Genomic DNA, 20785 nt, shown 5'->3' with positions numbered 1-20785 from the left:
GCACCGCCGGTATGTGGAGGTATTTACTCCGTATATCGGCGGTGGTCCACCTCACAGGATCTTCCAGATGGAAGCTGTAGACAGTTATCTCAGTACGGGCGTACTGTCTGGCCGATGTGTTCCGGACCAGCGAGTAGGTGATGCTTCAGCTCGGGCAGTAGAGCGAATTTCACCGATGTGCGCTGAGTCTCCCACGGAATAGTGGTAACGCAAGGACGCGGACGACCCCCATTCCATTCAGATACAAATACCGACCCGACCGGAAGTGAACGGGGCTCCCCGATGGAAATATTCTGCATAGTCCTGCTTGTCTATCTCGTATTCGCAGAGCCATTCTTCGAGATATTCTCGGTCCGCGTGTTCACGCGTGAATTCGGGCAGCGGTCCGACGCGCGCGTGCGCCTGTACCAGGGTGGCGTGTTCCGGACCTGGGCCACGCTCGCGGTCATCCTGGTCGCCTTCGCGATCAGCGGCACCTCGGTGCGCGAACTCGGCCTGACCCACTTCGACACCGCGATCTTCCGTGGCCTCTCGCTGCCCGAGCAGATCGTCAGCCTCGCCATCATCGCCGTCTACGTCTCGTATCTCTTTGGGCCCGTGCTGATTCCGCTGGTCGGTGGGCGTGCGGGCAAGGACTGGATCGCCCGCAAGATCGAGTACGTCGTGTTCATCACCCCGGAGAACTCGATCGAGCGCTTCTGGTGGCTGGCCAACTCGTTCAGCACGCCCGCCGAGGAGGTCGTCTACCGCGGCTTCACCCTCTACGCGGTCGCGCTGCTCTGGCCGGACCTGCCCTTCTGGGTGCTGGTCATCCTCGCGGGCGGCGTCATCGACGGCCTGCGGCACGGTTTCCGGCCCGCCGTCTCCGCGCAGGTGATTTTCGGTGGCGTCGCGCTCGCGCTCATGTACAAACTGACCGGCGCGATCTGGCCGACGATCGCCGTGAAGCTATTCCACGATCTGCGCGTTCTCGCCTTCCCGCTGGCGCAGGCGCGCCGGAACCTGGCCGCTCGGGGATTGTCCGAGATTCCGGGGAAAACCCTCGCCGAACAGAATGTCCCCGCCGACGCGGACAATCCTGACAACTCCGTGGAGTCTCGTACTTCTGTTTCTACGTAGTAGGGATAGCGTTAGATGTCTGCAGAAATGGCCCGTCGGACGGCCGACGAAATCAGCATGTTTCTCACCGAAACACTCAGTGAATTACTCGATATTGCCAGCGATGATGTCGCATTGAGTGAGCCGTTTTCCAGTTTCGGCCTCACCTCCGCGGTGGCCTTGGTATTCGTCGGCAAGATTTCCACCTGGATGGGCAAGCCGCTCCCGCCCGATCTGCCCTGGGAATACCCGACCGTGCACGCGCTGGCCGAAGGATTGGCGGCCGCACAGGACGGCCCCGCCCCGCTGCCGCAGGACAGCGCCGAGCCGGTGCCCGTGGCCACCACGCGCCCGCACACCGGCCAGGAGCCGGTGGCGATCATCGGCATCGGCTGCGCCTACGCCGGGCTGCGCGGCCCCGAGCAGCTGTGGGAAACCCTCTGGCACGGAAAAGAATTGGTGGGTCGGGCGCCGCACAGTCGATACGGCAGGTCACCGGCCGAAGCCGAGGCCGGCGCCTCGGACGAACACCGCACTCCCTGGTTCGGCTCCTTTCTCGACGACCCGTACGCCTTCGACGCGAACTACTTCGGCATCTCCGACGCCGAGGCCGCCGTGATGGATCCGCAGCAACGGCTGCTCGCCGAGACCGTCGCGGACGCGTTCGAGGACGCGGGCGTGCCGATCGAGCGGCTCGCCGGAACCGCGACCGGCGCCTTCGTCGGCATCACCGCGGGTGAATACGCCCGCGGCGCCGGCCACGACCCGCACGCAGGCCTGCCGATCGCCGCCGTCACCGGCAATGCGGCCAGCATCGCCGCCAACCGGCTGTCCTATCAGTACGACCTGCGCGGGCCCAGCGTGAGCGTCGACACCGCGTGCTCGTCCTCACTGGTCGCGCTGCATCTGGCGTTGCGCAGCCTGCACGACGGCGACTGCGACGTCGCGGTGGTCGGTGGCGTCAACCTGACGCTCGATCCGCACATCACCGCGGCGCTGGCCGAGGCGGGCATGATGGCCGCCGACGGACGCTGCAAAACCTTCGACGACCGCGCCGACGGTTACGTCCGCGGCGAGGGCAGCGCGGCCGTGGTGCTGAAGCCGCTGGCCCAGGCGCAACGCGACGGCGACCGGGTGTACGCGGTACTGCTCGGTTCGGCGGTCAACCAGGACGGCCGCACCAACGGCCTCACCGCGCCGAGCTTCCAGTCCCAGGTCGACGTGCTGCGCCGGGCCTACCGGCGGGCCGGGGTCGATCCGCGCGACGTGCAGTACGTCGAGGCGCACGGCACCGGGACCATCCTGGGCGACGCCATCGAGGCCCGCGCGCTCGGCACCGTGTTCGGCGAGAACCGCACCGGTACCGGCGAATTCCTGGTCGGCTCGGCCAAGACGGTGGTGGGCCATTTGGAGGCGGCCGCGGGAATCACCGGTCTGGTGAAAACGGCGCTGGCGCTGCACCACGGTCAGGTGCCCGCCAACCTGAACTTCGAATCGCCCAGTAAGCACATCGCTTTCGCGGACCTGCCGTTCGAGGTGCCCACCACGAGCCGGGACTGGCCCGCGCACGGCGGGCGCGCGCTGGCCGGGGTGAGTTCCTTCGGCTTCGGCGGCACCAACGCGCATGCCGTGCTCACCGGTGCGCCCACGCGGCCGGTTCGGACGCCGCCGTCGGCCCAGCCCGAAAGGCCCTATCTGGTCAGCCTTTCCGGGCGCAGCGAGCAGTCGACGCTGGCGCTGGTGGACAGCTGGCTGGCACTGCTGCGCGACGGTTCGGCACCGCCGGTCGCCGAACTCGCGCAGACCTCCACCGCGCGCCGGGCCCAGCATCCCTTCCGAATCGCGGTGCCCGCACGCGATCACACGGACCTCGCGGATCAGCTCGCCGCGATCGCCGCCGGTTCGTTGCCACTCGGCGCGGCGGCGGGCCGGGTGCCGCGCAGCGGTCCCGGCCAGGTGGGCTTCGTCTTCACCGGCCAGGGCAATCAGTGGGTCGGTATGGGCCGCAAGCTGATTCGCCAGCAACCGGTCTTCCGGGACGCGCTGCTCGCGGTGGATCGTGAGCTGCGGATCGAACTCGGCTGGTCGACCTTCGCGGTGCTGGACCGCGGCGGCGACGCCGAGGCCCTGGCCGATACCGGCACCGCGCAGCCGGTGCTGTTCGCGCTCCAGGTCGCGCTCGCCGCCTTGTGGCGGTCGTGGGGGATCGTCCCCGCCGCGGTGGTCGGGCACAGTGTCGGCGAGGTCGCCGCCGCGCACGTGAGCGGTGCGATCGATCTGCGCACCGCCGCACAGATCATCGCGGCCCGCGCGAAAGCGACCGCGCGCCTGCGGGACAACGGCTGCATGGCCGTGGTGAACCTGCCCGCCGCCGAGCTGGAACTGCCGCCGCGCGTGCATCTGGCCGGTACGAACGGGCCCAAGTGGGCCCTGATTTCGGGGCACACCGCCGCCGTCGACGGCTATCTCGCCCGGCTCGACGCCGAGCAGGTGATGACCCGGCGGCTGCCGGGCCGCTACGCCTTCCACTCGCCGCTGATGCTGGACTGCCTGCCGGAGTTCGTCGCCGACATGCCGTGCATCCAGCCGAGTTCGGGCAGCATCGCGTTCTACTCGACGGTCACCGGCGATCGGATCGACGGCACCCAGCTGAACGGCCTGTACTGGTCCGACCAGGTGGTGCGGCCGGTCGAGTTCGCCGCGGCGGTCGGTGCCATGATCGAGGCCAACGTCAGCTCCTTCATCGAGATCGGCCCGCATCCCGCGCTCAACGGGATGCTGAAAAGCCTGCTCCGCCACAATGATCGGCCCGGCATCGCGGTGCCGTCGCTGGTGCGTGACATCGACGACCTCTCGGTGCTGCTGGCCGCGGTCGGCGAGCTGCACGTGCGCGGGCACGAGATCCGCTGGGCCGGTGTCGATCCGGTGGACCGGTCGGCGGCTCAGCTGCCGCTGTACCCGTACGACCGCAAGTCCTACCGGGTGATCGACGGGGTGCCCGATATCCAGTCCACGCCGGCGACCCGGGCCACCGAGTTGTTCGTCGCCGACGCGGACTATGTCGCCCCGCGTACCGAATACGAACAGGTCGTCGCCGAGATGTGGGCGGAGTTGCTCGGACTCGAGCAGGTCGGCGTGTTCGAGAACTTCTTCCGCATCGGCGGCCATTCACTGGCCGCGACCCAGTTCGTGCGCAGGCTGCGCGAGCTCTTCGAGATCGAGTTCGCCCTGCGGCGCATGTTGCTGGAGCCGACCGTCGCGCAGGTGGCCGCGGCGCTGGAGGAACTCATGGTCGAGCAGGCCGATGCCCTTTTGGAGACCGCTCATGAACTCACCAGCTAGCAGCCTGGCCCTCGCGCGGCTGCGGGAACGCCGCGCGTCGGGTCTGGCCACCACCACCGTTCCGCTGCGCGAGGGCGCGGGCCCGTTCCCGGTCACCCCGGCCCAGCGCGGCATCTGGCTGCATGAGCAGCTGGCCGGTCATCCCGCGATCTACCATGTGCCGCTCGGCATCCGGATCGACGGACCGCTGGACGCGGCGGCCCTGCGCGCGGCGGCCGATGCCGTGACGAGCCAGCACCACGCGCTGCGCACGATCTTCACGGAGACGCCCGACGGGCTGCAAGCCGAGATCGTCGAGACCGACGGCGCCGATTGGCAGACACCGGATCTGCGGCTGGTGCCCGCGAAATCCCGGGCGGCGGCGGTAGATCAGTTACTCGAGACGCTGGCGACCGCGCCGTTCGAGCCGGCGACGCGGCCACCCGTGCGCTGGGCGCTGATTCGGCTGGCCGAGCAGCAGTGGCTGCTCGCGGTCGTCGCGCATCACCTGATTTTGGACGGACTTTCGATCGCGCTGCTGTTCGATCAGCTCTGGCTGGCCTACGGCGCACTGCGCCGCGGTGCGGAAACCGTGTTGTCCGCGCCGCCGCGGCAGTACGCCGACTATGCGGTGTGGAGCGCCGAACACGGGGTGCCCGCCACGCAGGCGGCGGCGGCCGAGCGGCGGGCCGCGCTCCTGCGCGGGGCGCCGCCGCTGGATGTCGCGATCGGCAGGCGACCCCGGCGCGTCGGGAACAACGGTGCGCGCGTCGAGGATTCGTTCCCGCGCGAGGTGACCGCAGCGGTGCGCGCCGCCGCGGCGGCCAACGGGGTGCCGCCGTTCGTCTTTCTGCTCGCCTGCTACGAGCTGATCCTGGCGCACCGCTACGGTCGGTTCGACTTCTGCGTCGGCATCCCGATGGCGGCCCGGCCGTACGCCGAATTGGCCAAGACCATCGGGCATTTCGTGAACACGGTGCCGGTGCGTGCCGATGTCGCGCCCGGCCAGACCTTCCTGGACCTGCTGCATCGCACGCGCGATACCGCGATGGCGGCCTATGACGACGAGACCGTGCCGTTCGAGCGGATCGTCGAGGCGATCGGCGGCCCGTGGGATCCGGCCTACAGCCCCGTGTTCCAGACCTTGTTCGTCCAGCAGGTGCTCGAGCGCCCCGACCTGAGCGAATGGGGCCTGACCGTCGACTGGCACACCATCGATACCGGCGCGACGCTGTACGACCTCGTCATGCACGTCGCCGAGGCAGGCTCGGAGCTGGTCGTGCAGCTCACCTACAACTCGGCGCTGCTGACCGCGACGGCCGCCGCCGATCTGGCGCTGGACTTCCGTACGGTGGCGGCCGCCGCGGCCGCGGCCGCGCCGACGACCAAGGTGGACGAACTGCTCGCCGCCCTCCCGGTGCGGACGTACGCGGTGAGCGATATTGCCGACGAGGAGGATTCGCTCGACACCGAGGCCGCCCCGTTCGAGGCGCCGATCGGCGAGCGGGAGATCCGGCTGGCCGCGCTGTGGTCCGCGGCGTTGCAGCGGCCCGAGATCGGCCGCCACGACGATTTCTTCCTGCTCGGCGGCACCTCGCTCGCGGCGACCCGGGTGATCTCGCAGATCCTCGACGAGTTCGGGGTGAGCGTCTCGCTGCGCGAGTTGTTCGAGAGCCCGACCATCGTCACGGCGGCGCGGCTGATCGAAGCCGCTGCCGCACAAGAGGAGTCGTTGCCGCCGCTACGCGCGCTGCCGCGCGCCGAGGACGCGCTGCTCGCGGTTTCCTATGCCCAGGAGCGGCTCTGGTTCCTGGAGACCCTCGATCCCGGCAACGCGACCTACATCATGCCCGGCGGGCTGCGGCTGCGCGGCGTGCTCGACATCGCCGCGCTGGAACACGCACTGGCACAGGTGGAGCGGCGGCACGAGGTGCTGCGCAGCGTCTACCGGACCACCGCGGACGGACAGCTGCGCCAGCTGATCCGCCCGTATGCCGCACGGCCGCTGGACGTCACGGATCTGAGCGACTTGCCGGCCGAGGCCCGCTCCGGCGCGGCGGCAGACCTCGCGGCCCAGGTGTACCGGGCGCCGTTCGATCTGACGGAAGGCCCGGTCTGGCGGTACCACCTGATCAAATCCGGCCCCGACGAATACCTGCTCGCCTTGGCGCTGCACCACATCGTGTGCGACGCCTGGTCGATCGCGGTACTGAGCCAAGAGGTCTCGGCGCACTATCGCGCCCGCACCGACCGGGACTGCGCGCCGCTGCCGCCGCTGACGGTGCAGTACGCGGACTACGCGGGCTGGCAGCGCGACAGCGCGACGAGTCTTGCCGGGCAACTGGACTTCTGGCGCGGCGAGCTCGCGCACCCGACGGTCACCGAGATTCCCGGCGACCGTCCACGCCCGGCTCGGCGCACCTCGCGCGGCGCGGTGGCGCGCCACTCGATCGACCCGCAGGTGATGGCGCAGATCCGCGCGCTCGCCGCCCGGCAGGGCGTCACGACCTTCGCGGTGCTGCTCGCGGCTTTCTATACCGTGCTGAATCGGTATACCCGCCAACAGGATCTGATCGTCGCCTCCCCGATCGCCGGACGGACCCGCTCGGCGGTCGAGCCGCTGGTCGGTTGCTTCTTGAACACGCTGGCGCTGCGCACCCGGGTCGATCCGGAGGAAACCTGCACCAGCTTGGTCGCCCGCGTCGGGCGGACCGTGCTCGCGGCGCACGCGAACCAGGACCTGCCGTTCGAGAAGGTCATCGAGGCGATGGTGCCGCACCGGGACATGAGCCGGACCCCGCTGGCCCAGGTGATGTTCAACTACCTGAACACCCCGCCGCCCACGCTCGAGATGGCCGGGCTCGAGGTCGAATTGGTCGACGCCCCGCGGGCGACCGCCAAGATGGACTTCGACCTCACCGTCGACGAAACCGACGGCACCGCCAAGCTGAGTCTCGAATACAGCCTCGACCTCTACGATGAGCCCAGCGCCGACCGGACCCTGCGTCACTATGCGGACGCGCTGGCCGCGATCGTGGCGGATCCCGAACAGCTCGTCGGTGCGATCGCGCTGGAGCGGACGGCACCGACTGCGGGCGAGCCGGATTGGGAGCTGCCCGGCACCGCGCTCGTGCCGGTGGCCGAGCCCGGCGAGCGTCTGATCGATCGTCTGGACGCAGTGATCGACGTGCGCGCCGACGCACCGGCGGTACGCGGCGGCGAGCGGGTCACCAGTTATGCCGAACTCGACCTGCTCACCGCCGCGATCGCCAAGCAGCTCATCGGCGCCGGACTGGACGGCAGCCGGGTCGCGCTGCTGTACGACCACACGCCGGAGAGTTTCGTCGCGGTGTGGGCGGCGCTGCGCGCCGGCGTGGCCTACGTCCCGCTCGATCCGCGGGCGCCCGAGGCCCGGCTCATCGAGATCCTCGAGGAAGCCGATGTGTCCGCGCTGGTGTGTGATCCGTCGCTGACCGCGCTCGCGCGGTCCGTCGCGGGCGGCGCGCAGGTGTTCACGGTCGCGGCGCGGGCCGACCATCCGGACCCCGCGCTCGGCGCGGTGCCCACCAACGACCTGTCGACGTGGGCGAAATCGCATATAAGCGCCGACGATTTCGCTTACATCCTGCACACGTCCGGGTCCACCGGACGCCCGAAAGGCGTGGCGCAGAGCCGCGGTAACGCGTTGGCGCACGCGGTGACCTACGCACGGCGGCTGCGCCTCGGCCCCGACGACGTCGTCGCCGCGCCCGCGCGCTACACCTTCGACGCCGGGGTGTTGAATTCGTTCGGCGCGGCGGTGGCGGGCGCGCAGCTGTGCGTGATCGATCCGCACAACTACGGTCCGGCCGCCTTGCGCGCGGAGATCGAACGGGCCGGGATCACCGTCCTGCACTGCACCCCTACGCTTTTCCGCTACCTGCTGAGCGACGCCGACGCGCCGTGGACACCGCGGGCGTTGCGGCTCGTCGCGCTCGGCGGCGAGGAGGTGGTCCGCGGCGACGTCATCGATTTCGGCAAGCATTTCACCGCCGAGTGCCGGCTGGTGAGTCTGTACGGACCGTCGGAATGCTCGGTGGCGTTGCAGCACATCGTTTCTCCCGCGGACGCGGATCGTGCGGGCGTGCCGATCGGCCGCCCCGTCGAAGGGGTGGCGGTGGACCTGGTGGATGCCGCAGGCCGGCCCACCGAGGTATACGGCGAGATCGCCCTGCGCAGTCCCTATGTGGCCCTCGGCTATTGGCATCGACCCGAACTCACCGAGCGGGCGTTCGGCACCGGCCGCGACGGCGTGCCGTACTACCGCACGGGCGATCTGGCCCGGCGCTTACCCGACGGCAAGCTCGTCTTCGTCGGCCGGAAGGACCGGCAGGTCAAGATTCGCGGCCACCGGGTGGAACCGGGGGAGGCGGAGACCTTCCTGCGCGCACATCCGACGGTGGCCGAGGCGGCCGTGGTACTCGACGCCGACGCCGAGGTGCCGCGGTTGGTCGCCTATCTCACCCAGGAGGGCCCGCTCGAGCCCGACTACCTGGAGTTGTCGGCGTTCTTGCGAACCAGGCTGCCCGACTACATGATTCCGTCGGCCTACATGGTGCTCGACCAGCTGCCGCGTGGCCTCACCGGCAAACTGGACCGCGCCAAGCTGCCCAAGATCGCCCCGGCCGCGCCGCCGGTGTACATCGCGCCGAGCACCGAGCTGGAGCGCGTCGTCGCCGAAGTGTGGGCGCAGGTGCTCGACCGCGAGGTCGGTCTGGGGCAGAACTTCTTCGATCTGGGCGGGCACTCGCTTGCCGTGGCCCGGGTGCGCGGCCTGCTGGAGCGTCGGCTCGGCATCGAACTGGCGATGACCGACCTGTTCGCCGCGCCGACCGTCGACGGACTCGCGAAGACCCTGGCCGGTCGGGCGAGTACGCCGGAGGAGGGGGACCGCGGGCTCGACCGGCGCGCGGCCGCCGCGCGTCGGCGGGCCCACCGCCAGAGCGCGGGGTCGCCCGCGCCGCACCTGTCCGACGACGAGAGCGGGGACCCGCGATGACGCACGACGACAACGATTTCCGGATCGCCGTGACCGGCATGGCCTGCCGTTTTCCGGGCGCCGACACGGTCGCCGAGTACTGGCGCAACCTGTGCGCGGGACGTGAATCGGTGCGCCCGCTCGCGCCGGAGACCATGCCCGCCGACCCGCCCGCCGGTTACGTGCACGTGGGCGCGTTGCTGCCGGACGCGGACAAGTTCGACGCGGAGTTCTTCGACATGAGCCCGCGAGAGGTCCAGCTGACCGACCCGCAGCAGCGTTTGTTCCTGCTGTGCGCGTGGGAAGCCTTGGAGGACAGCGGCCGCCTCGCCACCGAGCACCCCGGCTCCGTCGGTGTTTTCGCGGGCGCGGGCCTGAGCACCTATCTGCTGCGCAATCTGGCCGGGCACGCGAGCCTGTTCCAGACCCCGAGTTCGCAACTGCACGCCCTGCACGGCAACGCCTCGGACTACCTGGCCACCAAGGTCTCCTACAAGCTCAACCTGACCGGACCGAGTTTCGCGGTGCAGACCGCGTGCTCCACCTCGCTGGTCGCGATTCACCAGGCGGCGCAGGCGCTGCTGGACTTCCAGTGCGATGTGGCGCTGGCCGGCGGTGCGAGCGTGCAGGTGCCGCAGCAAGCCGGTTACATCTACGAGGAGGGTTCGATCCTCTCCCCGGACGGGCACTGCCGGGCGTTCGACGCCGACGCCGGTGGCACCGTATTCGGTTCCGGCGTAGGCGTTGTCGTGCTCAAACGGCTCGCCGACGCGCTGGCCGACGGCGACCGGGTGCACGCCGTGATCCTCGGTTCCGCGGTGAACAACGACGGCGCCGACAAGATCGGTTACACGGCGCCGGGCATCGCGGGCCAGCGGGCCGTCATCCGAGAAGCATTGTCGGCGGCCGGGATCGGCGCCGACACCATCGGCTACGTCGAAGCGCACGGCACCGGAACGAAACTGGGTGACCCGATCGAGATCGCGGCGCTGAGCGCCGCCTATCGTGAGCACACCGCAGCCACGCAGTACTGTGCGCTGGGTTCGGTGAAAACCAATGTCGGCCACTTGAATTCCGCGGGTGGTGTCGCCGGTTTCATCAAAGCGGTGCTCACGGTGCGCGACGGCCGTATCCCGGCGAGCCTGCACTACACCAGGCCGAATCCCGAGATCGACTTCGCGTCCGGCCCGTTCTACGTGAACACCGAGCTGAAAGCGTGGTCCGCCGAGGTGCGCCGGGCCGGGGTGAGCGCGTTCGGCATCGGCGGCACCAATGCGCACGTCATCGTGGAACAGCCACCGGTGCCCGCACCCGTCGCGGCGGCCGGCGGCCCACGCGCGCTGTTGATCTCGGCGCGCACGCCGCAGGACGCCGACCGTGCCGCGGCCCGCCTGGCCGACTACCTCGACGACACCGATGTCGAATTGGCCGCTGTCGCACACACGTTGGCGCATCGTCGCCGCCGGTTCCCGCATCGCCGCATGGTGGTGGCGAGCACGACGGCGCAGGCGGCCACGGCGCTGCGCAAGCCCGTGGCGGGCGAGGCGGTAGCCGCACCGGCGGTGGCGTGGTTGTTCCCGGGGCAAGGGGTCGCACTCGGCGCAGCGGTCCTCGAACTCGCGGCCACCGTCGGTCCGTTCGGCAGCCGCCTGCGCGAGTGCGCGGAGTTGCTCCGCGCGGACGGGTTCGAACTGGACGCGGCGATCCGGCAGGCCGAGGGCACCGAACAGACCCAGGTCGCGTTGTTCGCGGTGGAATACGCGCTGGCGGGCATGTGGCGCGAGTTCGGTGTCGCGCCGACGGAACTGCTGGGGCACAGCCTCGGCGAGCTGGTCTGCGCCACCCTCGCCGGCGTCTTCGAACTGCCCGACGCGCTACGCCTGATGGTCGCGCGCGGCCGGATCATGGCGGCCGCGCCGCCCGGCGGGATGCTCGCGATCTCCCAGGGCGCGGACGCCGTCGCGGCACGCCTGCCGGAGGACGTGTGGCTGGCCGCGGACAATTCCGCGACCCGCTGCGTGGTCGCGGGCGCGCCCGCGGCATTGCTCCGGCTCTCGGAGGAGCTGTCCGCGGCAGGCGCGGCGAGCTCGCTGCTCCCGGTCGGGCATGCCTTCCACACGCCGCTGATGGACGAGGCCGCGGCGCGTTTCGCGGAGCTGGTGCGCGGCGTGCCCCGCCGGTCGCCGCGAACATCGTTCTGGTCCAACGTGACCGGTGCCCCGATCACCGCCGAGCAAGCGGTGGACCCGGGGTACTGGGCCCGGCAGATGACCAGCACGGTGCGCTTCCGCGAGGCGGCCCTCGGGCTGCTCGGCCGCAATCTGTCCACCGTCGCGCTCGAGGTGGGGCCGGGCAAATCGCTGGTCTCGTTCCTGCGCACCGCCGATCGCGGATCGGCCACGGTCGGCACGCTCGGCGTCGGTCTCGGGGCCGGTGCGCCGGAGTCGGCGATCGTCGAGGCGGCCGGTCGCCTGTGGCTGTCCGGCGTAGACGTCGACTTCGAAGCGATCTATGGCGACCGGACGCCCGCGACGGTCGGCCTGCCCACGTATCCCTTTGCGCTGAAGCGCTATTGGGTCGATCCGCCGGAGACCGCGCCGACGCGCATGCGCCCGGTCGAGCAGACCCCGCCGGAGCCTGCCGCCACCGGCGCGAGCGATGCCGCGGGCACTGAAGAGGACGAGTTCGTCGCGGCGGTGCGGCAGCGCGTGCGCGCCGTGTGGTGTGCCGCCCTCGGCGTGGACGCGGTCGGCGTGGATGCGAATTTCTTCGAGCTGGGCGGCGATTCGCTGCTCGCGGTGCACGTCGCAACCCAGCTGCGCGCCATCTTCCCGTTGGAACTCGCACTGGGCGAACTGTTCGCGGGCCCGACCGTCGCGGGGATGGCCGAGACCATCGCCGCACACCTGATACGGCGGCTGGACGAGCTGTCCGACAGCGAGGTCGAACTGCTGCTGAATCAGCCCGGGGCGGCCGAAGAACGGCGCAACAATGCCTGAACTCATCGATACCGGCGCCTCCCGCCGCGAGTTGCTGCGGCGCTGGGCCGCGGGCAGCACGCCGCGCGCGGCTGTTCCACGCCGGCCCGATCCCACCGCGGCCGCGCCACTTTCGGCCGCGCAGCAGCGGATCTGGTTCCTGGAACAGCTGTTCCCCGACCGGGCGACGTACACGATGCCGCTGGCGCTGCGCCTGCGTGGCCACCTGGATATCGCCGCATTACAGGGCGCGCTGTCGCTGGTGGTGGCCAGGCACGAATCGCTGCGCACCAGTATCGAAGTGCGCGAGGGCGTTCCGGTACAGGTGGTCGGGCCGGTGGCCCCGCTGCCGATGACCGTGGTGAACTCGGCGCAATTGGACCCCACGCAACCGCTCGCCGACGCGATGGCACAGGTCGAGCAGTTCAGCCGGACAGTGTTCGACCTGTCCGGTCCGCTGGTCGAGGTGCTGCTGGTGCGGCTCGGCGCGGACGACGCGATCTTCGCCGTCGCGATGCACCACATCATCTCCGACGGTTGGTCGCTCGGCGTGTTCGCCACCGAGCTGATGTCGGCCTACGCCGATCTCACCGCGGGACGGCACGCGCCCGAGCTGCCGGAACTGCCGCTGCAGTACCCCGACTACGCCGTCTGGTTGCAGGATCTCGCGCAGCGCGACAAGTTCGGCGCCGACCTCGACTACTGGCGCGGCGTGCTCGGCGACGAACCGCCGCTGGTGACGTTCCATCCGGATCGCCCCCGGGCGCTCGAACCGGAGAACCGCGGGGCGCGGGTGCTGTTCACGATTCCGGCCCCGGTGCTGGCCGGCCTGCGCCGCCTGGCCGACGAGGTCAGGGTGCACGACCGTCCCGCAACGCTGTTCATCGCGCTGATGGCGGGATTCAAAGCGCTGCTGCGGTATTACACCGGCGCGGAGGACATCACCGTCGGCACCCCGATCGCGGGCCGGACCCGGCCCGAGATCGAGCCGCTCATCGGGTTCTTCGTCAACGCGCTCGCCTTGCGCACCGACCTGTCCGGGGCGCCGACGTTCCGGGAACTGCTGGCCCGCGAGCAGCGGGTGGTCTTCGACGCGTTCGATCACCAGGAGGCCCCGTTCGACCTGGTCGTCGAACACGTGCGCCCCGACCGGGAACTGAGCCATTCGCCGCTGTTCCGCACCGCCGTGGTGCTACAGAACACCAGTTTGCCCGAACTCGCGATCCCCGGCCTCGACGCCGAGTACGTCGAAGTGCATTCGGGCACCACGAAATTCGACGTGCTGGTGACCCTGCGGCAGGTCGGCGCCGAACTGGCGGGTGCGTTCGAATACGACGTCGACCTCTACGACGAGCCGACCGTGTCCGCGATCGCCCGGCACTTCGTCGCGCTGCTGACCGCGGTGGTCGCGACACCGGATACTGCGCTCCCGGAACTGGACTTCCTCGAATCCGGTGAACGCCAGCGGGCGCTCGCCGCAGCGCTGCCGTGTGCCCCGGCCGCCGCGGCGCGACTCACGCTGCACGAGCTGTTCGCGGCCCAGGCGATCCAGACGCCCGAGGCGGTGGCGCTCACCTTCGGCGACAGCGCGCTGACCTATGCCGAACTCGCCGCCGCCGCAGACGGATTGGCCCGCCGACTGCGGGCGCGCGGCATCGATCGCGGGTCCTTCGTCGGCATTCACCTGGAACGCTCCGCCGACGTGGTGGTGGCGATCCTCGCCGTGCTGCGTGCCGGTGCCGCCTACGTGCCGCTGGACCCGATGTATCCGGCGGACCGGATCGAGTTCATGATCGCCGATTCCGGTGCGCGCCTGGTGATCAGCCACAGCTCGCTGCTCTCGGCGACCGAGACCGCGGGTCCGGACCTGCTGCTGATCGACCAGCTGCCTGCGGAATCCGTGCCCGATCTCCCGCTGGCGCAGGCCGAACCGCACGACCCGTGCTACGTCATCTACACCTCCGGGTCGACGGGGGTGCCGAAGGGCGTCGTGATCGAGCACGCCAATGTGATGCGGCTGTTCTCGACCACCGCCCGCTGGTACGACTTCGGCGCGCAGGACGTATGGACGATGTTCCACTCCTACTCCTTCGACTTCTCGGTCTGGGAGATGTGGGGCGCGCTGCTCTACGGCGGCCGTCTGGTGGTGGTGCCCGGCTCGGTGAGCCGGTCCACCGCCGAGTTCGCGGAACTGCTTGCGCGCGAACAGGTCACGGTGCTGAACCAGACGCCGTCCGCGTTCACCCAGTTGCTGCGCGCGCTGGAGAGCGCGCCGGGTACCGAACTCGCCGTGCGCTGGGTGATCTTCGGTGGCGAGGCGCTCGACCTCGCCACGCTCACCCCGTGGTTCGACCGGTTCGGCCAGGCGGCACGCCTGGTGAACATGTACGGCATCACCGAAACCACCGTGCACGTCACCTACCGCGAACTCGCCAGGGCCGACGTGGAATCGGCGGCGGGCAGCCTGATCGGTGTGCCGCTGCCGGACCTCGGGGTGCTGATCGTCGACCCCGCGGGGCGGCCGGTGCCCGACGGCGTGGCAGGGGAGATGCTGGTGTCCGGCCCCGGCGTCGCCCGCGGCTACCTCAACCGCGACGAACTCACGGCCGAAAGGTTCGTGGCGAGCGCCGTGCTGGACGGCCGCCGCGTGTATCGCACCGGCGATCTGGCCCGCCGCCGCGCCGACGGTGACCTGGAGTACCTGGGCCGGATCGATCAGCAGGTCAAGGTGCGCGGGTTCCGGATCGAACTCGGCGAGATCGAGGCGGCGATCACCGCGCACCCCGGCGTGGACCAGTCGGTCGTGCTGGCGCGCAAGGACACCGGCGGAAACGTCTCGCTCGTCGCCTATTTCACGCCGGGCGACGTGACGACGGACGCGGCGGACGCCGAACAGGATCAGGTCGCCAACTGGCAGGTCGTGTTCAACAGCACTTATCGGCAGGGGCGTGAAGGCGACGCTGATTTCGACATCTCCGGCTGGAACAGCTCCTACACCAATGCCGCCATTCCCGAGGAGCACATGCGGGAGTGGGTCGAGGCGACGGTCGCGGCCGTGCGTTCGCTCGTCCCTCGCCGAATTCTCGAAATCGGCTGCGGCACCGGCCTGCTGTTGTCCCGCCTGGCGCCGCTGTGCGAGGTCTACGACGCCACCGACGTGTCCGCCTCCGCCATCGAGAACGTCCGGGCGAAGATCGTCGATCCCGATCCCGGGCTGGCACACGTGCGGCTGGCGCTGTGCGCCGCGGACGAACTGCCCGCCGACCTCACCGGCTCCTACGATGTCGTGCTGATCAACTCGGTGGTGCAGTACTTTCCGAGCGCCGAGTACCTCACCCGGGTGCTGCACGATGCAGCCGAGCTGCTCGCCCCCGACGGCGTGCTGTTCGTCGGCGACGTCCGGGATCTGGTGCTCAGCGAATCGTTCCACGCGACGGTCGAGGCGACCAACGCACCGACCGCGGGTGCGAGCGAGCTTGCGCCCGCGGTCCGCGCGGCGCTCGATCGGGACGCCGAATTGGTGATCTCACCCAAGTATTTCGAGGATTTCGTCGCCGCGAGCCCGGTGCTGACCGGCAGCCGCTTGCGGCTCAAGCGCGGTGTGCAGCTCAACGAGATGTCCCGATTCCGCTACGACGCCGTGCTGTACGCGGGCGCCCGCGGACTTCCGGTGCGGCCCAAGGTGCTCGACGCGACGACGACGCCGCAGCGACTGGCCGAAGTGCTGGAGCAGGACCGCCCCGCGGCCGTGCTCGTCACCGATGTGCTCGACGCCCGGGTGGCCGGACCGCTCGCGGTGGTCGAGGAGTTGCGGCGAGGCCGGGCGACCGCCGCCCAGATCCGCGCCGTGCTGGCCGATTCCGGCGGCGTGAGCCCCGAGGACTATCTCGCGCTCGCCGATCGGGTGCCGTACCGGATCGAGGCGCTGCGCCGCCCCGGCGGGCGCTACGACGTCGTGGCGACCGGCTGGGAGGTCGCACTGTCCGGTGCGCCGGCGCGGGCCGCCGAATGGCCCGGCGATCTGATCGTCTCGGATCCGCTGCGGGTCAAGGCGCGCGACGATCTCGTGGTCGACGTGCGGGCCCACCTGGCCCGCCGGCTGCCGCAGCACATGGTGCCCGCGGCGGTGCTGGTGCTGGACGAATTCCCGTTGACCGCCAACGGAAAGCTGGACCGTCGCGCGCTGCCCGCACCGGTGCTGCGCCGGAACCCGGTGGCCTACGAGCCGCCGCGCACGCCGCTCGAACAGCGGGTCGCGGGCGTCTTCGCGCAGGTGCTCGGCATTCCCCGGGTCGGCCGGGAAGACAACTTCTTCGATCTCGGCGGTCACTCGTTGCTCGCGGCGCAGCTCATCCTGCGCCTGAAAGAGACCTTCGGCGAAGACATTCCGCTCGGCTCGCTGTTCGCCCGGCCGACCGTCGCCGGTGTGGTGGCGCTGCTGGCGGGGGAGACGTCGGCGGAGGACACGATCGACCTGGCCGCCGAGGTGGCGGCCGTCGTCGAATCCTGGCCCGCTGGACCGTGGACCACCGCCCGGCCGGAAACGGGAGAGGTGCTGCTCACCGGTGCGACCGGCTTCGTCGGCGCGTTCCTGCTGCGGGAACTGCTGGAGCGCACCGAATCCCGGGTGCACTGCCTGGTCCGGGCGGACACCCCGGAGGCGGGCCTGGCCCGGCTCGCGGCGACCTTCGACACCTATGAGCTGCCGCGTACCGCGTTCGACCGGGTCGTGCCGGTACTCGGTGATCTGGGCGAACCACGACTCGGTTTGAGCGAGAAGCAGTTCCTGCTGCTCGGCCGCACGATCGAGGCGATCTATCACAACGGCGCGCACGTGAATTTCGCGCTGCCGTACCAGGTGCTGGCCGCGGCCAATGTGCGCGGCACCGACGAACTCCTCACCCTGGCCAGGAACAGCGGTGCGCCACTGCATTTCGTGTCCTCGCTGTATGTGCTCGGACCCGGTGATGCGGTGGACGGCCGGGTCAGCCAACGGCTGCCCGCGCAGGACCCGTCGCAACTGTCCCTGGGCTACCTGCGCAGCAAGTGGGTCGCCGAGCGGCTGGTCTGCGCGGCCGGTGCGCGCGGCTTGCCGGTCACTGTGTTCCGGCTCGGTCGCATCGGCGGGGACAGCCGTACCGGCGCCTGCCAGACCAGCGACTTCTTCTGGCTGCTGGTCAAAGCCAGCCAGGAGGTCGGCCGCGCACCCGAGGTGGACTTCCCGGTGGATCTGGCGCCGGCCGACTTCACCGGCGCGGCCATGGTCGAACTGGCCCGCAACACCCGGCCCGGCACGCACATCTACCACGTGCGCAACCCCGCGCCGGGTTCCTTCGCCGACGCCGTCGGCTGGCTGCGGGCGAGCGGCACGCCGGTGCGGCTCGTGCCTCTCGACGAGTGGCGTGCCGCGATCGCCGCGCACGCGGCCGAGGCGGGCGCGGGCTCGGCGTCCTACCGCGTGCTGAGCCTGTTGAACACCGGTGACGGGCTGACGCCGCTGATCCAGTTCGAGGTCGACGATGCGGTCACCGCGCTGGAACAGGTCGGTGTGCACTGCCCGCCGGTCGCCCACGACCTGTTCACCCGCTACCTGGATTACTTCCGCAAGGTCGGCTTCCTCGCCGCGCCGTCACCACAGGAGGTCGGAGTATGACCACGACACTGCTCACCGGGGGCGATATCGAATACGACACGCTGGTGCGCGCGCTGACCAGACAGGCCGCCCAGCATCCGGACCGGCTCGCCTACAGCTTCCTGAGCTATCCCGATTCGACCTCCGCGATCGGGGTCACGGAGTCGCTCACCTACGCCGAAATCGACCGTGCGGCAAGGGCATACGCGGCCACGCTGCTCCAGGTGGCGCACCCGGGGGACCGGGCCGTGCTGCTGCTGCCGCCGGGCCTGGAGTACGTGAAAGCGTTCTTCGGGTGCCTGTACGCCGGCATCATCGCGGTGCCGCTGTATCCGCCGAGCGCGCACAATTCCAACGGCCGGATCGACGCGGTGTGCGTCGACGCCGACCCGGCCTGCCTCGTCACCACCGACGACGCACTGACCGATGTGACCGCGTGGCTCGATAATTCGCCGACCGACACGACCCGGCTGATCGTGACCACCGGCGAAGTGAACGCGCGGCTGGCGACCGACTGGGAGCCGGTGCTGGTCGACCGGGAACAGATCGCGTTGCTGCAGTACACCTCCGGCTCCACCCGCACCCCCGCGGGCGTGATGGTGCCGCACCGCGGCCTGCTCGCCAACGCCAGGCAGACCTACCAGATGATGTACCACGTCGGGGTGGGCCCCGAGGACGAGATCGGCTTCGTCAGCTGGCTGCCGCTGTTCCACGATATGGGCCTGATGGTCGGCGTCATCATGCCGATCATCAACGGCCACGGCGTGGTTCAGATGTCGCCCACCTCGTTCCTGCGCCGGCCGCAACGCTGGTTGCGGGCGATCAGCGACCATCCCGCACAGGTCTTCGCCGCCTCCCCGAACGTGGGCTACGAACTGTGCGCCGAACGGGTCGGCCCCGAGGAACTCGACGGCATCGACCTGAGCCGCTGGCGCTATGCCCTGTCGGGTGCCGAGCCGGTGCGGGTCAGCACGATCCGGAAGTTCTACGCCGCCTTCGCCGGACACGGCCTGTCCGAGTCGAGCCTGATCGCGGGGTACGGTCTGGCCGAGGCGACGCTGCTGGTCTCGGTGAACTGGCGCACCCTGTCCGGCGTGCAGACCGTCACAGTGGACCGCACGGCGCTCGCCGCGGGATCGGTGGTGGTCGCGCCGGACGGCGCGGACATCGTCAGCGGCGGCGCCCCGGCGCCCGGCACGGCGGTGCAGATCGTCGATCCGGACACCAGGGAGCCGCTGCCCGAGAACCGGCTCGGCGAGATCTGGGTGCACGGGCCGTCGCTCTGCTCCGGCTATTTCAACCGGCCCGCGGAGACCGAAGCGACCTTCCGGGGCGAACTCTCGCCGCGCGACGGCAAGTACTACCTGCGCACCGGCGACATCGGATTCCTGCACGACGGGGAGGTCTATCCGACCACCCGGCTCAAGGACCTGATCATCATCGACGGCCGCAACTACTACCCGCCGGATCTCGAAGACGCTGCGGAGCAGGCGCATCCGCTGGTACTGCCGGGGCGCTGCTCGGCCTTCTCCATCGAAGTCGGCGTGCAGGAGAAGATCGTGGTGCTGGTCGAGGCCAGGATTCCGGCCGACGACACCGCGACGGCGCAGGAACTGCGGAACGCCGTGCGCGAAGCTATCTTCCGGGTGCACGACGTCGGCGTGCACGAGGTGCTGCTGCTGAGCCCCGGCGGGATTCCCCGCACGTCGAGCGGCAAGATTCAGCGTTCGGCCTCGCGCACCGCCTACCTCGACGGCACGCTGCGGGTGCGAGGCGAGAAATGACCACGGCACTGTCCACCCACGGCGACAAGCTGACCTGCTTCACCGCGGCGCTGGCGAGCGCACTGCTGGCTCGCGGCGAAACCCGGTGGTGGCGGCCGCTGCTCGCGGGCGGCCCGACCCTGGCGGTCACCCCCGCCGAGCAGGACCTGCTGCTGTTCGAACACGACGCCGCCGCGCCGCTGCCCGCTCTGGGGTTCGGCGTGCACGGCGACGACGACTGGGCCACGGCGTACCACGCGCTGGAGGAGCAGGTGGCCGCGCACGGTTCGGTCGTGCTGCTCGCCGACATCTTTCACCTGCCCTGGCAGCACGGCTATCGAAAATGGCACGCGCCGCACTGGCTGGCCATCGTGGCCACCGTCGACGGCTGGGTGGTGGAGGACCCGCTCGCCATGACCACCGAGCTCGGACCGCAAGCCGGGCAGCGGGTTCCGGTGCTTTCGGCCGCCGAACTGCGGGAGTGGTCGGTGAGCCTCGGCCCGGATGACACGGTCGCGCTGCTGCGCGAACAAGCGATGGCAGGTACCTCGCAGATCCAGGTGGGCCGGACCTATCGCTGGCTGCAGGCCCGCCCTGCCGAACTGATCGTGCCGCGAGCAGACCGGTTGGTGGGTGCGGATGCGCTGGTGGCGCTGGCGAGCCGCTACCAATTCGCTTCGACCCCAGACGATTTCACCCAGCTCGACGACCTGTGGCAGGCCCTGCGGCAACGTGAACTGCTGCTGTGGGCGGCGGAGTTCGACGACGAGGTGCTCGACGACGCGGGCCGCGAACATTGGGAGCGCGCGGTGGCCCTGTGGCGCGAACTACCGCCCCTGCTGATGCATGCCCGGATGCGGGCCGCCGCGGGCGGCACCGTGCAGACCGCGCGCATCGCCGAAAACCTGCTCGCCCTGGCCGAATATGAAGGCAAGCACCTGGCTTTCGCGCACCGCAGACCGGAAGGAGCGTAGCG

7 protein-coding genes are annotated in these 20785 nt (G+C 70.1%); all 7 read left to right on the top strand.

The genetic code is table 11. From position 1 onward, the window contains the following. Positions 1-357 precede the first annotated feature (357 nt). From TY25_RS09315 to TY25_RS09285, 7 genes are read left to right on the top strand one after another with little or no spacing between them, the layout of a single operon-like run. The gene (locus TY25_RS09315; RefSeq protein ID WP_162184194.1) at positions 358-1119 is read left to right on the top strand and encodes a CPBP family glutamic-type intramembrane protease; all 762 of its coding nucleotides are present in this window, start codon (positions 358-360) and stop codon (positions 1117-1119) included. 15 nt (positions 1120-1134) lie between these two features. Next, entirely contained in the window at positions 1135-4440 is a 3306-nt protein-coding gene (locus TY25_RS09310; protein ID WP_081868768.1) for a type I polyketide synthase, read from the top strand. Further along, complete coding sequence (locus tag TY25_RS09305) at positions 4424-9457, top strand: non-ribosomal peptide synthetase (RefSeq protein ID WP_052382888.1); 5034 nt, start codon at positions 4424-4426, stop codon at positions 9455-9457. The genes TY25_RS09310 and TY25_RS09305 overlap by 17 nt, the downstream gene beginning before the upstream one ends. After that, the gene (locus TY25_RS09300; protein WP_042255516.1) at positions 9454-12435 is read left to right on the top strand and encodes a type I polyketide synthase; all 2982 of its coding nucleotides are present in this window, start codon (positions 9454-9456) and stop codon (positions 12433-12435) included. The genes TY25_RS09305 and TY25_RS09300 overlap by 4 nt, the downstream gene beginning before the upstream one ends. Further along, on the top strand, positions 12428-18067 hold the full coding sequence (locus tag TY25_RS09295) for a non-ribosomal peptide synthetase (protein WP_052382887.1): 5640 nt from the start codon (positions 12428-12430) through the stop codon (positions 18065-18067). The genes TY25_RS09300 and TY25_RS09295 overlap by 8 nt, the downstream gene beginning before the upstream one ends. Further along, on the top strand, positions 18064-19830 hold the full coding sequence (locus TY25_RS09290) for a fatty acyl-AMP ligase (RefSeq protein WP_042255515.1): 1767 nt from the start codon (positions 18064-18066) through the stop codon (positions 19828-19830). Before TY25_RS09295 ends, TY25_RS09290 begins: the two co-directional genes overlap by 4 nt. Further along, positions 19827-20783 (top strand): hypothetical protein, encoded by a 957-nt coding sequence (locus TY25_RS09285; RefSeq protein ID WP_042255514.1) that lies wholly within the window; start codon positions 19827-19829, stop codon positions 20781-20783. The genes TY25_RS09290 and TY25_RS09285 overlap by 4 nt, the downstream gene beginning before the upstream one ends. Positions 20784-20785: the final 2 nt, after the last annotated feature.

Origin of the sequence: Nocardia brasiliensis NBRC 14402 (assembly GCF_000308475.2) — a bacterium.
Classification (GTDB): Bacteria; Actinomycetota; Actinomycetes; order Mycobacteriales; family Mycobacteriaceae; genus Nocardia; species Nocardia brasiliensis.
Note: the sequence above shows the minus strand (reverse complement) of the source record. Positions and strands in the feature narration are given on the sequence as shown.